The sequence below is a fragment of the Amycolatopsis minnesotensis genome (genome assembly GCF_039529815.1).
Classification (GTDB): Bacteria; Actinomycetota; Actinomycetes; order Mycobacteriales; family Pseudonocardiaceae; genus Amycolatopsis; species Amycolatopsis minnesotensis.
The window spans coordinates 56,582-70,203 of record NZ_BAAANN010000022.1; the positions used below are offsets into that span (position 1 = coordinate 56,582).

Here is a 13,622-nt window from a genome sequence, read left to right on the forward strand (position 1 = left end):
TCAGGGACCGCGCGGCGGACCTCATCTCGGCCGCGACAGGGGCATCCTTCGGGGCGGCTGCATCGCCACCCGGTGTCAGGCCGCGTTCACGGCGGCGAGCGGATCGGCCGACGCGGCACGCTGCGCCGGCCACAGGGCGGCGGCCAGGGCGGCGGCGACCACACCGGCCAGTGCGATTCCGATGACGTCGAACGGGATCACCGCCGCGCTCAGCGGCTGCCCGAACATCGCGCGCTGCAGCACCGTGCCGACCGCGGCACCGGAGACCACCCCGAGCAGCGCGCCGAACACCGAGATCACCACGCTCTCCGCCAGTATCGTGGCGCGCACCAGCCGCCGCCTCGCCCCGATCGCCCGCAGCACCCCGATTTCCCTGGTGCGCTCCATCACCGACAGCGCCAGCGTGGTGGTGACGCCGAGCACCGCGATCACGATCGCCACGGCCACCATGGCGTACAGCATGCTGAACCCGATCGCCTGCGTTTCCACGTTCTGCGCGACCACGCCGTCCCGATCGGTGACGCCGACGTCCGGCCGTTGCCCGAACGCCCCTGCGAGAGCGCGTTTCACCGCCGCCGGGTCGTGGCCCGTCGCGTAGATCGCGGTGAGGTGATCGCGGACGGCGGGCGGTGCCAGCGCGACGTCGTAGTAGAGGCTGGCGGAGAACTCCGTCGCCGCGTACACGCCGGTGACCACCGTCGAGATCGGCGGCGCGGGCTCGATGGTCAGCGTCAGCGGATCGCCCAGCTTCACCCCGAGCAGGTCCGCCTCGTTCTGCGAAATCATCACGCCGCGCCGGACATCCGCCGAACCGGCGGTGATCTTCGGCGTGAGCACGGTGCCGAGCGCTTCCGGTTCGATAGCCGCACTCTTGCGCTGGGTTTCCCCGCCGGGGTAGCGGACGACGGCGAGGCTGTCCCTGCTGCCCGCGGCGAAATCCACGCCGGGGATCCTTTTCACACTGTCCAAATCAGACGGTGCGAGCGCGGAGCCGCCACCGGCCGCTGGCTGCAGGACGGTGGTCGAGACCGGTATGTTCGCCTTGGTCGTCGAGCCGATCAGTCCCGAGAGCGACGCGCTGATGGTGCCGAACGCGCCGATCAGCGCGAGGCCGACGGTGATCGCGGTGGCCGTGCTCGCGGTGCGGCGCGGGTCTCGGCCGGCACCGCGGACTCCGATCCGCGCGCTCGGCCCGCCGAACCTGGTCACCACCGCCCGCACCGGCGCGAGCACCGGGGCCACCAGCGCGGGCGCCACCAGCACCACGCCGATCACACCGACGACCGCGCCGCACAGCCCGATGATCCTGATCGTGTTGCCCGCGCCGGGGTCCCCGGTCACGATCACCGTGACGATCGACGCGACGATCAGCCCGGCACCGGTCAAGGATCGGTTGAGCAGCACCCTTCCCGGTACCACGGGATCGATCCGCAGCGCGGCCACCGGCGGGGCCGCCGCCGCCCGCCGCGCCGCCCCGCCCGCCGCGAGCACCGTCACCACGACCGCGGCCGCGTAGCCAGTGAGGATGGCCAGCGGGGTGACCGTGTACGACGTCTCTTCGTCCGGTCGCATCACCGACAGCACCAGCGGCCCCAGCCCGGCCCCGATGGCGGTGCCGAGCGTGCCGCCCGCGAGCCCCAGTACCGCCGCCTCGGCGAGGATGGACCGCCGCAACTGGCCGCGGCGCGCGCCGACCGCCCGGAGCAGGGCGAACTGGCGCACCCGTTGCGCGCCGAGCACGGTGAACGTGTTCGAGATGACGAACATGCCGACGAGCAGTGCGATCGCGGCGAACGGCAGGAGCATTTCGCGCAGGTCCGACGCGGTGCCCTCGACCTCGTCCTTCGCCGCCGCCGACAGTTCGGCACCGCTGACGGCAGCCGCGCCCGGCACCGCCCGGCGCGCCGCGTCCGCGATCGCGAGCGGATCGCCGTTCGTGGTCAGCTCCACGCGTTCGTAGCCGCCGAACAGGGTGGCCGCGGTCGCACCGTCGAACGCGACGGCGGGTACCGGATCGGTGATGGGTCCCGACGCGGGTCCCACCGGCCGGTAGTCGTAGACGCCGACCACCGGCAGCCTTGCCGTTTCCCCGTTCAGCAGCACGCGAGCGGTGGCCCCGGCGGAGAGCCCCGCCTTCTTCGCGGCCGTGCTTTCGAGCGCGATTTCCCCGTTGTGCGCGGGAATCCTGCCGTTGACGAGTGAGAACCGCCCGGTGCCGTCGAACCCGGTGCCCGCCTTGTCCGGCGCGGTCACCAGCTTGCCGTCGGTGCCGATCAGCCCGGCCCGTCCCGCCCGCACGCCGGTCGCCGCCGTCACGCCGGGCAGTGCCCCGAGCCCGGTGCGCGCCTGCTCGTCAACGGGTGCGCCCCGGCCCGCGACGACGACCCCGGCATCGGATCTGGTCGGCCGCTCGGAAAGCGTCGCCGCGACGGAATCGGAGACGACCATGCTCGCCACCGTCGCCGCGACGCCGAGCGCGATGGCCAGCAACGTCAGCACCGCACGTCCTTTGTGGACTGCGAGGTCCCGGAGAAGTGCCTTCAGCATCAGAGGGCCGCCTTCCCGGTGACGCGGCCGTCGGCGAGCCGCACGATCTCGTCGGTGTACTCGGCGACGCCGGGATCATGGGTGACCACAACGATGGTCTGGCCGAGTTCGGTGACGCTCTCGCGCAGGAAACCCAGTAGCTGTGCGGACATTTCGGAGTCGAGCGCCCCGGTCGGCTCGTCGGCGAAGACCACGTCGGGTCCGGTCACCAGCGCGCGGGCGCAGGCGACGCGCTGCTGCTGGCCGCCGGAAAGCTGGTTCGGCCGGTGCCCGAGCCTGCCTTCGATGCCGAGCGTGCCGACGAGCCGGTCCAGCAGTTCGCGATCGGGCCGTCGCCCCGCGAGGTCGAGGGGGAGCGTGATGTTCTCCAGCGCGGTGAGCGTCGGCAGCAGGTTGAACGACTGGAACACGAACCCGACGCGCTCGCGGCGGAGGTCGGTGAGGTCGTTGTCGCGCAGGCCGGACAGCGGCGTGCCGCCGAGCCGCACCTCGCCGGAGGTGGGGCGGTCGAGCCCGGCCGCGCAGTGCATGAACGTCGACTTGCCCGATCCGGACGGGCCCATGATCGCGGTGAACCTGCCGCGCGCCACGGCGAGGTCGACGTGGTCGAGCGCGATCACCTCGGCGTCTCCCGAGCCGTAGATCTTGGTCAGGCCGGTGGCCTCGATGGCGTACTTTTCGGTCATGGCGGTCAGCGTGGCCGTACGACCGTGGCCGCCACGTCCGGCGAACCGGAACCCGCGATGTCACTTTCGTAGGGGGCCGGACCCGCCGGGAGGGTGATGCTCCGCCGCCGGTCGGCGCCCTACGCTGGGGCGGTGTCGGACTCGGTGCGCAGGCTGGACAAGGTCCTGCTCGGTGCCGTGGTGCTCGCGGGCGGTTTCCTCCCGCGCGGCAACCGCGGGCCGTCGGGGTTCGTCGAGCGCGCGCTGGCCCCGGACTGGCTGCCGTGGTTCGCGCGCGCTTCGCTGTGCGTGGTGGCGTTGCTGGCGGTGATCGTGTTGCTGCCGCGACGCCAGTGGCTGTTCTACGGCGTGGCGCTGCTCGCCTTCTTCACCGTGCTTTCCTGGCCCGCGGTGTTCGTGGCGTCGTACTTCACCGCGCTCGTCTACCGGCCCGCCGCGCTGGCCGGGTACGTCACCGCCGCCGGGGCCGCGCTCGCGGTGGCGTTACCCGGCAACGGTCAGGATTTCGGGGCGGCGCTGGCGGGATGGGCGGGTGAAAGTGGCCTGTTCGTGGTGCTGCCGGTGGCGCTGGGCAGGTGGACCCGGTTCCGCCGCGAGGTGCTCGCCGGCCATGTCGAACGGGCCGAGCGGCTGCGGCGCGAGCAGGAGTCGAAGGCGGCGGAAGCGCGCGCGGCCGAGCGCGCCGGCATCGCCCGCGACATGCACGACGTGGTGGCGCACCGCGTTTCCCTGATGGTGCTGCACGCCGGTGCGATCGAGGTGAACGCCGCGGACGAACGCATCTCCGCCGAAGCCGCCCTCATCCGCACCACCGGACGGGACGCGCTGGCGCAGCTTCGGCACGTGCTCGGCATCCTCACCACCAGCACGGAGAGCACGGAGCAGGCCACCCTGTCCGCTGTGGACGGTCTGGTCGCGCGCTCGAAGGCCGCGGGCCTGCCGGTTCACCTGACGAAGGACGGTGCGGTGCGGGAGCTGCCGCCCGCGGTCGAGCACGCCGCGTACCGGCTGGTCCAAGAAGGACTGACGAACGTCCACAAGCACGCCGGGCTCGCCGAAACCGAAGTGCGGATTCGATTCCTGCCGTCGGCGCTGGAGGTGTCGGTCCGCAACGCGGCGCCGTCGTCACCGGTCGCCGGACTGCCCGGTAGCGGCCTGGGCCTGGTCGGGGTCGCGGAACGGATCGAGACGCTCGGCGGGGACCTGTCGTCCGGCCCGCGCCTGGACGGTGGTTTCGCGCTGTCGGCGCGAATCCCGGCACCGGAAGGGGAAGAACCGTGATCAGGGTCCTGATCGTCGACGACGAGGCGCTCGTCCGCGCCGGCCTCCGGATGATCCTGGAACCCGCCGACGGCATCGAAGTCGCTGGCGAGGCCACCGACGGCGACGAGGTGCCCGCCGCGGTCCGGGAGCTCCGGCCGGACGTGGTGCTCCTGGACGTGCGCATGCCGAGAACGGACGGCCTGACCGCCTTGGAGGAGGTCGCGCCGTGGCCGGAAGCACCGAGGTTCGTCATGCTCACCACCTTCGATCTGGACCAGTACGTGCACCGCGCGCTGCGCCTCGGCGCGGCCGGTTTCCTGCTCAAGGACACACCCCCGCGCGACCTGGCCGCCGCGATCCGCACCGTCGCCGACGGCGGCGCGATACTGGCCCCCACCGTCACGACCAGGCTGATCGCGGCCTACACCGGACGCGACCCCGCCAGGGAACGCACCGCCCGAGACCGCCTGAGCGCATTGACCGAGCGGGAGCGCGCCGTCGTCGCGGAGGTCGGAAATGGACTGTCCAATGCGGATATCGCGAACGAGCTGCAGGTGAGCGAAGCGACGGTGAAGGCGCACGTGAGCAGGTCGATGACCAAACTGGACCTCGCCAACCGGGTGCAGCTGGCCATCCTCGTGCACGAAGCGGCGTTCACGTCGGGGGACGGTTGAGCAGAGCGGTCCGGCGGGCTTTCGGTGCGGGTCCGGCGGCCCGTGTCGACCGGTAGCCCGGTGAGCGGTTCGGAGGCGATCCGGTTCCAGCAGATCTGCGCCTTCGGCTTACCCCCGCAGTCACCATCGAGGCATCGTTCGACCAGCGCGTCGAGCCTGAGCTGTGCCCACAACGAAACCGCGGACCAAACACATGCGGGCAAAAACATCAGCCCCCGAAAATCTGAACCTGAGTCTCGGCCCCAGCAAGCCCCCTCCGCCAATACCCCCCGCACCGCGTTGACACTCGAAACGCGTTCAGCAGGAGGAAGTTCCCGCTGTGGCAGCTGGCATTCTCCGGCGCACCCAGGCGCAGGCCAGCCGAATTCGCCTACACCGCGGCCGTCGCGCGGTTGACGCTCTCCACGTGCGGCGCCAGTGCCGGAAGCGCCGCGCACAGTGCCAGACCCCCGCCGACCATCAACGCCGTGGCACCGGTGCCGATGCAGAAGCTGCCGACCGCGAACACCGCCGCCGGCCAGACCGGGATCCGGCGGTGCACCGCGAGGAACGCGATCAGCAGCGTCGCCGCGACGAAGGACAAGGCCGGAACGAACCCGTAGAACAGGCCGAAGCCGGGGATGTCGTGAATGGACTTCGAGATCGCGGACATGCCCGCGCGGTCCGGTGCGCGGAACCCGACGACCAGGTCGATCACCATCTGCCCGAGCATCGCGACCAGCCCGGCCCCGCCGACCACCGAGACGATGCCGACGCCCGACCGGTCGAGCGGCCCGGAGGCCGCCTTGCGCGCCCGCGACCACAGTGAGCACAGCACCAGGCCGAAGGCGAGGTAGCCCACTGCGTAAAGCAGGTGCGCGACCGTCCACAGTGGAAGTGCGAGCCCCCAGCCCAGATCGTCGTTGCCCTTCCAGCCGAACTTCATCGCCAGCACGCCTGCCAGCAGAAGCGCGGGCGCGGCCAAGAAGCTTCTTCGCACCATGATCCCCGTCCTCCCAGCTCGGTGACGGGGGTCACCCTCGCAGGTGAGGGGCGGCCTCACATCGGGGAAGCCCCGTGATCCGCCCCTTAGGGGTGTCCGCACTCGGTGCCGATCCACCGGCAGATCACCTCGACGACGTAGGCCTGCTCGTCCCTCGTGAGCTCGTGGCCTTTCGGGATGTCGTGACAGCGTTGCAGGCACGAACGGCAGCAGGTGCCCGTGGCGTGCTGCGCGATGAAGACGGGATGCCCCCGATAGGGCGTCTGCTTGCCGTCCCGGTACGGCGACGCGGGCGCGAGCCGCTTGAAGACGAGATCACGTGCGTGCGTGCGCATGATGCCCATACCGCGTTCCTCGACCGAAACGCGTTCGTGCGCGCGCAGGTGGAATTTCGCGCGGAACGGGGTGCGGGCGATCCGCGCGAGCCGCTGATCCAGCTCGTCGGGCATGGCGCCGACGGTACCCGAACTCCGACGGGTGGCCGATCGGGCAATGATTCCCCGTTCGCGCTGCGCGATCACGATCAGCACTGGTAGCAAGATCAGGGTGGCCGAGGAAAGGACTTCAGTGATGCTTCGTCGTTTGGCTGTTCTGCTGCCCCTGCTGACGCTGGCCGCGGTCGTTCCGGCGACGTCGGCCTCCGCGGTGATCGGCGGCACCGTCAGCACCCACGGGCCGTGGGCCGTGCGGATGCTGGTCGACGGCAAGCCGGAGTGCACGGGAACCGCGATCACCCGCGAATGGATCATCAGCGCGTCGCACTGCTTCTTCGAGACGGCCGAGGAAATCGCGGACGAGCGAATCGAGTTCCACGTCGGCAGCCTCGACCAGCGGACCGGAAAGCCGGTGCACCCGGTCAAAGGAAGCCGCAAGGGGAGCGGGGTCGCCGACATGATGCTGATCAAGGTCCCGCCGATGGACATCACGCCGGCGAAGCTGCCTGCCGCCGAGCCGGTGCGCGTCGGGCAGGACGTCCGTCAGCTCGGTTGGGGAGCCACCTGCACCGGTGACGAGAACGCCTGCCAGTCCGATGTGCTGAAGCAGTCCGAACTGCGCGTCCTCCCCGGCGACGACCAGCGGTGCGAGGGCTTCACCGAACCCGATGGCACGGATTTCTGCGCGGTGAGCGTCTCCGGGGTTCCCGCCGGCGGCGATTCCGGCGGGCCGATCATGGCCACCGGTAGCGGTGACGAGGACACCCTGGTGGGCGTGTTCGCCAACTCCGACCGCGCCAGCATCGCGGGCGGTGGCGATGTTTTCCGGCAGCTCGCCTGGATCCGCCAGGTCACCGGTAGCTGAGCGGCCGTTCGGACAGAAGCGGCGGCCGAAAGTACCTTCGCCGCCGTTCCGGCAGGGAATTTCTGCCAATATCCACAGCGGTAGAAGCCCATCGGCCGACTGACCAAGGGGATTTTTCGGTGAATCGCAAGTTTGTGGCCACTCTCGGTATCGCGCTCCCGCTGGCCGGTGCCGCGCTGCTCGCACCCGCTTCGGCGGTCGCCAGCACCGGTGACGAGGTCACCGCACAGGGGACCTGGGTCTACGTCCAGTCGTTCGCGTACAACAACGACAACGACAAGCCGTTCGTGAAGCTGGGATGCGAATCGGTGGCACGGGCCAAGAACGACCAGGAGAACAGGGACCGCCCGTACGACTGCCGCGACGTTCCCGCGATCCACAGCTACGAACTGTGGCGCGAGTACTGATCAGTCTGATGTGGACGGTGGGCACCGGCTGGTACGAGCCGGTGCCCACCGCCGTGCTCACTCCTTGCCGATGGTCGCCGCGTCGATGACGAAGCGGTACCGGACGTCGCTGTTCTCGACGCGCTCGTAGGCGGTGTTGACCTGCTCCGCGTCGATCACCTCGATCTCGGCGCCGATGCCGTGCTCGGCGCAGAAGTCCAGCATCTCCTGCGTCTCCGGGATGCCGCCGATCATCGAACCCGCGAGCACCCTGTTCCCGCCGAGCAGCGAGAAGGCGTTGTAGGACAACGACTTGCTCGGCGCGCCGACGTTCACCATGGCGCCGCCGACCCGCAGCATCGAGAGGTAGGAGTCGATGGGCAGCTCGGCGGAGACGGTGTTCAGGATGATGTCGAACGAGCCCCGGAGCGCCTTGAAGGTCGACTCGTCACTCGTGGCGTAGTAGTGCTGCGCGCCGAGCTTGAGGCCGTCTTCCTGCTTCTTCAGGCTCTGGCTCAGCACGGTGACCTCCGCGCCCATCGCGGCCGCGATCTTGACCGCCACGTGCCCGAGCCCGCCGAGGCCGACCACGGCGACCTTCTTGCCGGGGCCCGCCTTCCACTGGTGCAGCGGCGAGTAGGTGGTGATACCGGCGCACAGCAGCGGCGCGGCGACGTCGAGCTCGATCCCTTCGGGGATGCGGCAGACGAACGAGTCCTTCACCACGATCTGGCGGCTGTACCCGCCGTAGGTGTTCTCGCCGTCGAAGCCGACACCGTTGTAGGTCTGGATGTTGCCCTTGACGCAGAACTGCTCGCTACCGGCGACGCAGTATTCGCACTCGCCACACGAGTCGACCATGCAGCCGACGCCGACGCGGTCGCCGACCTGGTACTTCGTCACCGCGGAGCCGACCGCGGACACCACGCCCGCGATCTCGTGACCGGGGACCATCGGGAAGATGGCCTTGCCCCACTCCTGCTTCGCCTGGTGGATGTCACTGTGGCAGATACCCGCGTACCTGATGTCGATCCGCACGTCCTCGGGGCGGAGCTCACGGCGTTCGATCGTGGTCGGTTCGAGCGGCTTGCCCGGTCCCGGTGCCGCGATCGCGTGAGTCGTTGACATGAAACCCTCCATCGAGTCCCGGAAGCCCGGGCGCATACATGGTCAGACGTGAATACGTAATCGACTGTAAGAGGGGTATAACATTGCGGCAAGCCGAAGGGATGTGATCCGGGAGATGCCACGTGGCTATCACCACGGCGACCTGCGCGCGACGCTCGTGGAGACCTCGCTCACGCTGATCGCCGAACAGGGCGTCGGGGCGTTTTCGGTCGCCGAAATCGCCCGGCGCGCCGGGGTGAGTCAAGCGGCGCCGTACCGCCACTTCGCCGACCGGGACGCGTTGCTCGCGGCCGTCGCGATGGCGGTCGCCGATCAGCTCGCGGAGCGGATCCGCACGGCGGCGGCCGAGCGGGACGACCCGGTCGGCAAGCTCGCCGCCGCCCTCGGCGCGTACACCCGGTACATGATCGAACGGCGCGCCGGGCTGCACGTGATCTACGCCGACGGCCTGCTCGGCCCGAAGTACGCCGAGCTGCACGGGCACACGCGAGCGCTGATGGACGAGCTACTCACGCTCTCGTTCGCCGCCGCATCGGACGCGCAGGCGGGGCTCGCGCTGATGGAGCAGCTCCTCGCGCAGGCGCACGGCTACGCCACGTTCTACCTCGACGGCGTCCTCGAGACGCACGGGTACAGCAAGGACCTCGTCGTCGAGAAGTCCGAGGAAGCGGCCAGGGTGGTGATCCGGGGCAGAAATTCGGAGTGACTCCCAACGGAGAGTCCACTGCCAGTTTCCGGCGTGGTCGTGCACGAGCGACGCCGGCTCGCCGATCCGGTCGCCTGCGCGAGGACGGCGATACCGGCTTCGCTGGTGGCCGAACCGACCGGCCGGGCCGAGGGCCCGCGCTGACCATCCTGGTCACCCTCAACGCCGCCGACGCCAGGGCGCGGCTGATCACGCTCACCGAGGACGGCCGGAAGATCGCGAACCGGTACGTCGCCGTCATCCGGGGCTGGTTCGCCGAGGCGCTGGCCGGCTGGCCCGCGCGCGACCGGGAGGACCTCGACCGCATGATCGACGGCCTCGGCTCGCACCTCTCCGGCCTGGCGGGTTCCTGAGCTGCGTTCAGCGGGCTAAACGCGCCCCGGCCCCGCCTCCGCCGGGTAGGCCCCTGAAGTGCGTTTAGCGGGCTAAACGTCGTCGGGGACCGCTTCGGCCGGGTAGGGCTCCGGAGTGCGTTTAGCGGGCTAAACGTCGTCCGGGTGGGAGCGGTGGGCGCCGCGGCGGGAGGTGGCGACGGCGAGGATCGCGAGGGCGGCGAAGCCCCAGAAGAGGTAGCGCGCGGAGCGGAGGGTGTCTTCGCCGCCCAGGTTGACCAGCAGGCCGGTGAGCGAGGCGCCGAACGCGTTGGCCACGAGCTGGACGGTGTTGATCGCCGCCGACGCCTTGTCCCCCTCCGAACCCGAAGCAGAACCCGAGTCCGAACCCGAAGCAGCGCCTGAACCCACGCTGCGCATCGCCGAGGTCGCCAGATGGGGCCACGCCATCCCGATGCCGCTGCCCGCGATGAGCAGCGCGACCGCCCACAGCCAGGCGCTGCCCTCCTGCAGTGCCGCGGTGAGCGCGAGCCCCGCGGTCAGCACCACGGGTCCGGCGACGAGGACCCGGCGGACCGTCGCCGGGCGCGTGGCGGCGGCGCTCGGGATTTCGCCGAGCGTCCAGCCCAGCGCCAGCGCGGCGCCGAGGAAGCCCGCGACGAGGGGGCCGAGTCCGGCGAGCCGTTGCCCGAAGAGCGGCACGAAGGTCTCCGTGGTGGAGCCGATGGCGAGCGGTGCGATCGTCGCGTAGAGCCAGGGCAGCGCCGACCCTCGTGCGTAGGTCGCGCCGGGCAAGATCCGGGCCGGGGTCCGCCGTTCGTGGACGGCGAATCCCGCGACCAGTCCCATGCCGGCGACGACGCCGAGCCCGCCGACGAGCGGACTGCTCGCGAGGCTCGCGACGCTGACGACCAGTGCCGCGCCGGAGAGCAGCGCGAGCGAGGCGAACGGGAACGCCTCGCGCCGGGTTTCCGGTCGGGTCGCGGCGAGCACCTTCGGGACGAGCGCGCCGAGGAGCAGGCTCGCGGCGGCGAGCGCGGCGAACGCCCAGCGCCACGCGCCGATGTTCGCGAACCAGCCGCCGAGCACCGGCCCGGCGAACGTGCCGACGCCCCACATCGCCGAGATGAGCGCGGTCCCGCGCGCCCAGAGCCGGGACGGCAGCGCGGAGCGGATCACCGCGTAGCCGAGCCCGGCGACCAGTCCGCCGCCCGCGCCCTGCACCGCGCGCCCCACCAGCAGCACCGCCATGTGCGGCGCCAGCGCGCAGACCACGGTGCCCGCGGTGAACGCGCCGAGCGCGACGAGATAGGCGCCGCGGCTGGTCGTGGCGCTCAGCAGGCGGCTGACCAGCACCGAGGACGCCACCGAGGTGAGCAGGAAGACCGTGGTGTTCCAGGCGTAGAACCGTTCGCCGCCGATCTCGGCGATGGCGGAGGGGAGCAGGCTCGTCGTCAGGTACACGTTCGTCGCGTACAGCGCCACGCCACCCGCGAGCACGACCATCGCGCCGAGGTAGCGCCGTCCGAGCAGCTCACGCCAGGTTCCGACAGAAGGTAAGATGTCTGACATCTTACCACCATGCGACACCTGCGCTAGGCTGCGCAAGGTGGAAAGGATCACGTGATGGCGCTGCGGGCCGTGACCCAGTCGAGCGCGCTGGACATGGTGACGAAACAGCTCGTCGACGAGCTGTGCACCGGGCGGTGGGCGGTGGGCGCGCGCATTCCCGGTGAGCTCGCGCTCGCCGAAGAGCTGGCGGTCTCGCGCCCGGTGGTGCGCGAGGCGATCCGCGGCCTGACCAGGATGGGCATGCTCGAACCCCGGCAGGGTGCCGGCACGTTCGTGCGGAGCAACGCGAACCCGGAGGCCGTGCTCGAAGGGTTCGACACCGCCGCGGTCCGGGAGATCTTCGAGGTCCAGATGGCCTACGACGTGCAGGCGGCCGGGCTGGCCGCGGCACGGCGGACCGACGAGGACCTGACCCGGCTCGGTGAACTGCTGCGGCTGCGCAACATCGCCGAAGACGACCGGGGCGACCCGAGCGCGTTCGCGGATGTCGACGCGGACTTCCACGTAGCGATCGTGGTGGCGGCGAAGAACCCGCTGCTGCTGGAGCTCTACCGCTACTTCGTGGTGCGGTTGCGCGAAAGCCTGCACCACGTGCACGCGGATCCCGCGATCCCGAGCTGCGGGCACACGTCGCACGACGCGATCTTCACCGCGATCCGCGCCGGGGACGCGGCGGGCGCCCGCGAGGCCGCGCGCCTGATGATCGAATGCTCACTGTCCGCTTTGGACAGTGCGGGTTAGTCGAGTTCGGTGTCCAGCCACTGCAGCACGTCCGCCGTCGCGGGATCGCTGTACTCGGCGAGCTCGGGGTGCTTGCGCAGGTAGGCGGCGACGAACGGGCAGACGCCGACGATCCGCTTCCCCGCGTCGCGGGTGTCGGCCAGCGCCCGCGCGACCAGTTCCGTGCTCAGCCCGCGCCCGCCGAACGCGTCGCCGATCTCGGTGTGGTGGAACACCCGCTGGGCACCGTGGTCGCGATAGGCGGTGAACCCGGCCAGCTCGCCGTCCACGGAGATCTCGTAGCGGTTTTCCCCGGCATTGTGGTCCACAGTGGACATCGTGCTCCTCAGTTCGGGTTGCGTCGGGGGACGAGCCTTGAGTTCGGCAGCGCCGGAGCGGGCAGTCGCCGCGGCGTGCCGTCGAAGCCTTCGACCCGGCCGAACTGGTCCGATTCGGCCTGCCACGCCTCGCGGTACGCGGCGATCTCGTCGTGGGAGCGACCGAGGAAGTTCCACCACATCACGATCTCCTCGCCGAACGGCGGCCCGCCGAGCAGCAGCACGCGGGCGGCCCGTTCGCCGTTCGCCAGTTCGAGCCTGTCGCGCCCCGGCCCCGCGTAGCCGAGTTCCGCGGCGGCGAGATCGGTGCCGTGCAAGGAAACCGCCCCGAAGTCGACGAGCACACCGTGTTCGAACGACGGGTCGACGGCGAGCGAGAGCCGGGCGCCGGGGTTCAAGGTCAGCTCGGCGCCGAGCAGCGGCGTGAAGGTCTCGACGGGCGAAGTTTCCTCCGCGAGGCTGCCGAGGAACACGCGCGCCGACGCGTCGCCGAGGTCGCGCTCCGGTGGGGCGTAGTGCCGGAACGCGCGCGGCGCGTGCCGGTGCTCGTCCGGCAGCGCGATCCAGAGCTGGACGCCGTGCAGGACCGTGGTCTCCGGGGTCGACACCTCGGAGTGGCAGATGCCGTGCCCGCCGGTCATCAGGTTCAGCTCGCCAGGCCGCACCATCGCGTGCGTGCCGAGGCTGTCGCGGTGTTCGATCTCGCCGCTGAACAGCCAGCTCGCGGTCTGCAGGCCGGTGTGCGGGTGCGGCGCGACGTGCATGCCGCCGGTCTCGGTCACGTCGGCGGGGCCGTAGTGGTCGGCGAAGCACCAGGCGCCGATGAGCGAGCGCCGCCGTTGCGGGAGGGTGCGCCGGACGGTCATCGCGCGCGGGCCGCCGAGCGGGACCTCGCGCGGTTCGAGCACCGAGACGGCCCGCCCCGGTGGCTCGCCGCAGAGCAGCTCGTCAGGAGCTGTTTCGGTGTTGCTCACGAACACGATCGTAGC

15 protein-coding genes are annotated in these 13,622 nt (G+C 70.8%); 7 read left to right on the forward strand and 8 right to left on the reverse strand.

Going from position 1 to position 13,622, the window contains the following annotated elements; genetic code table 11:
- Positions 1 to 75: 75 nt before the first annotated feature.
- Complete coding sequence (locus ABD256_RS26075) at positions 76 to 2,499, reverse strand: ABC transporter permease (protein ID WP_344424191.1); 2,424 nt, start codon at positions 2,497 to 2,499, stop codon at positions 76 to 78.
- 47 nt (positions 2,500 to 2,546) lie between these two features.
- Positions 2,547 to 3,233 carry an ABC transporter ATP-binding protein gene (locus ABD256_RS26080; RefSeq protein WP_344424193.1) on the reverse strand — a complete coding sequence of 229 codons (687 nt, stop codon included), beginning with the start codon at positions 3,231 to 3,233 and terminating at the stop codon, positions 2,547 to 2,549.
- Between the two features lie 132 nt (positions 3,234 to 3,365).
- On the opposite strand from ABD256_RS26080, the gene ABD256_RS26085 reads away from it, so the two are divergent.
- Together ABD256_RS26085 and ABD256_RS26090 are read left to right on the forward strand one after the other, a co-directional pair.
- The gene (locus tag ABD256_RS26085; RefSeq protein WP_344424195.1) at positions 3,366 to 4,514 is read left to right on the forward strand and encodes a sensor histidine kinase; all 1,149 of its coding nucleotides are present in this window, start codon (positions 3,366 to 3,368) and stop codon (positions 4,512 to 4,514) included.
- Entirely contained in the window at positions 4,511 to 5,170 is a 660-nt protein-coding gene (locus ABD256_RS26090; RefSeq protein WP_344424198.1) for a response regulator, read from the forward strand. The genes ABD256_RS26085 and ABD256_RS26090 overlap by 4 nt, the downstream gene beginning before the upstream one ends.
- A 370-nt stretch (positions 5,171 to 5,540) precedes the next feature.
- On the opposite strand, the gene ABD256_RS26095 is transcribed toward ABD256_RS26090, so the two are convergent.
- Together ABD256_RS26095 and ABD256_RS26100 are read right to left on the reverse strand one after the other, a co-directional pair.
- Complete coding sequence (locus ABD256_RS26095; RefSeq protein WP_344424201.1) at positions 5,541 to 6,152, reverse strand: hypothetical protein; 612 nt, start codon at positions 6,150 to 6,152, stop codon at positions 5,541 to 5,543.
- Positions 6,153 to 6,238: 86 nt separating this feature from the next.
- Positions 6,239 to 6,601: a DUF4186 domain-containing protein gene (locus ABD256_RS26100; RefSeq protein ID WP_344424204.1), complete on the reverse strand. Its 363-nt coding sequence runs from the start codon at positions 6,599 to 6,601 to the stop codon at positions 6,239 to 6,241.
- Positions 6,602 to 6,734: 133 nt separating this feature from the next.
- Between ABD256_RS26100 and ABD256_RS26105 the strand changes: the two genes are divergently transcribed.
- The gene (locus ABD256_RS26105; protein WP_344424206.1) at positions 6,735 to 7,451 is read left to right on the forward strand and encodes a S1 family peptidase; all 717 of its coding nucleotides are present in this window, start codon (positions 6,735 to 6,737) and stop codon (positions 7,449 to 7,451) included.
- Between the two features lie 119 nt (positions 7,452 to 7,570).
- On the forward strand, positions 7,571 to 7,858 hold the full coding sequence (locus ABD256_RS26110) for a hypothetical protein (RefSeq protein WP_344424209.1): 288 nt from the start codon (positions 7,571 to 7,573) through the stop codon (positions 7,856 to 7,858).
- Positions 7,859 to 7,915: 57 nt separating this feature from the next.
- Here ABD256_RS26110 and ABD256_RS26115 read toward each other — a convergent pair whose 3' ends face one another.
- Positions 7,916 to 8,965, reverse strand: a complete 1,050-nt coding sequence (locus tag ABD256_RS26115; protein ID WP_344424212.1) for an NAD(P)-dependent alcohol dehydrogenase — start codon at positions 8,963 to 8,965, stop codon at positions 7,916 to 7,918.
- A 115-nt stretch (positions 8,966 to 9,080) separates the two neighbouring features.
- On the opposite strand from ABD256_RS26115, the gene ABD256_RS26120 reads away from it, so the two are divergent.
- Together ABD256_RS26120 and ABD256_RS26125 are read left to right on the forward strand one after the other, a co-directional pair.
- On the forward strand, positions 9,081 to 9,671 hold the full coding sequence (locus ABD256_RS26120; RefSeq protein WP_344424215.1) for a TetR/AcrR family transcriptional regulator: 591 nt from the start codon (positions 9,081 to 9,083) through the stop codon (positions 9,669 to 9,671).
- Positions 9,668 to 10,024: a hypothetical protein gene (locus ABD256_RS26125; RefSeq protein WP_344424218.1), complete on the forward strand. Its 357-nt coding sequence runs from the start codon at positions 9,668 to 9,670 to the stop codon at positions 10,022 to 10,024. The genes ABD256_RS26120 and ABD256_RS26125 overlap by 4 nt, the downstream gene beginning before the upstream one ends.
- A gap of 129 nt (positions 10,025 to 10,153) precedes the next feature.
- Here the strand turns inward: ABD256_RS26125 and ABD256_RS26130 are convergent, their stop codons facing one another.
- Entirely contained in the window at positions 10,154 to 11,575 is a 1,422-nt protein-coding gene (locus ABD256_RS26130) for an MFS transporter (protein WP_344424221.1), read from the reverse strand.
- A 54-nt stretch (positions 11,576 to 11,629) separates the two neighbouring features.
- Between ABD256_RS26130 and ABD256_RS26135 the strand changes: the two genes are divergently transcribed.
- Positions 11,630 to 12,316, forward strand: a complete 687-nt coding sequence (locus ABD256_RS26135) for a FadR/GntR family transcriptional regulator (protein ID WP_344424224.1) — start codon at positions 11,630 to 11,632, stop codon at positions 12,314 to 12,316.
- On the opposite strand, the gene ABD256_RS26140 is transcribed toward ABD256_RS26135, so the two are convergent.
- Positions 12,313 to 12,633 (reverse strand): GNAT family N-acetyltransferase, encoded by a 321-nt coding sequence (locus ABD256_RS26140; RefSeq protein WP_344424227.1) that lies wholly within the window; start codon positions 12,631 to 12,633, stop codon positions 12,313 to 12,315. The two genes, ABD256_RS26135 and ABD256_RS26140, sit on opposite strands and share 4 nt — an antisense overlap.
- 8 nt (positions 12,634 to 12,641) lie before the next feature.
- Positions 12,642 to 13,607 (reverse strand): pirin family protein, encoded by a 966-nt coding sequence (locus ABD256_RS26145; protein ID WP_344424230.1) that lies wholly within the window; start codon positions 13,605 to 13,607, stop codon positions 12,642 to 12,644.
- Positions 13,608 to 13,622: the final 15 nt, after the last annotated feature.